We start from the raw sequence: 811 nt of genomic DNA on the forward strand, positions 1-811 counted from the left end.
CCAAGGCGACGGCCGCCATGGCCAGCACCCCGGCCTGCCAGCCGGCGGCCAGCGCGATCGCCGGCGCCGCGGCGGCGACCAGCATCGCCCCGCCGGGCACGCCCGCCTGCTTCAGGCTGAACACCAGGGCGCGCCGCCGCGGCGGCGTGCGGGATGCGATCAGATGGCTGCCCGCCGGGGTGACCGGACCGTGTCCCATCCCGGCGACCAGGGCCGAAAGGGCCAGCGCCCAGGGCGAGCCCAGCGCGGCCAGGGCGATGCCGACGCCCATGAGCAGAAGCCCCGCCTGCAGGACGCGCACCCCGCCATGCCGGCGGATGAGCGGCCCGGTCAGCGGCCCGGTGACCAGCGCGCCGGCATAGACCAGCGCGGTGTGCAGCCCGGCCAGGCTGGCCGGCAGGCCGGTTTCGGCCGCGATCGCCGGGGCCAGCACCGGTACGGTCAGGAAGGCCCCCATCCCCGCCAGGTGGGCGGCCAGCAGCGCCAGCATCAATGTGATCAGGGACGGGCCGGCGGCGTTCACCGCCGCATCCTGTGTCGGGCCGTGCTGCGTCGCAACACTGCCTCACCATCGCCAGGGTTGACCGCCATGGGTCGGCGGTATTCACCGCGGGGTCATGTCCTTGCTCCGACTGCTCGCCTGCTGCCTGCTGCTTGCCGCCCCGGCCTTCGCGCAGGCGCCGCAGCCCGCCCCGGCCGCCACGCAGCCCGCCGCCGCGTCGGATCTGCAACGGCTGATCGAGGTGCTGCGCGACGATGGGCGCCGGGCCGAGCTGCTGCGCGCGCTGGAGGCCGCCCTGCGCCCGCCCGG

At 76.6% G+C, this 811-nt stretch carries 2 protein-coding genes; one reads left to right on the plus strand and one right to left on the minus strand.

The genetic code is table 11. From position 1 onward, the window contains the following. Window positions 1–523, minus strand: a 523-nt coding sequence (locus tag OZN99_RS32720) for an MFS transporter (RefSeq protein WP_270939344.1), incomplete at its 3' end; no start/stop codon positions are given. A gap of 94 nt (window positions 524–617) precedes the next feature. On the opposite strand from OZN99_RS32720, the gene OZN99_RS32725 reads away from it, so the two are divergent. Beyond that, a partial coding sequence (locus tag OZN99_RS32725; protein ID WP_270939345.1) for a hypothetical protein occupies window positions 618–811 on the plus strand: 194 nt, incomplete at its 3' end.

Origin of the sequence: Falsiroseomonas oryzae (assembly GCF_027856955.1) — a bacterium.
Classification (GTDB): domain Bacteria; phylum Pseudomonadota; class Alphaproteobacteria; order Acetobacterales; family Acetobacteraceae; genus Falsiroseomonas; species Falsiroseomonas oryzae.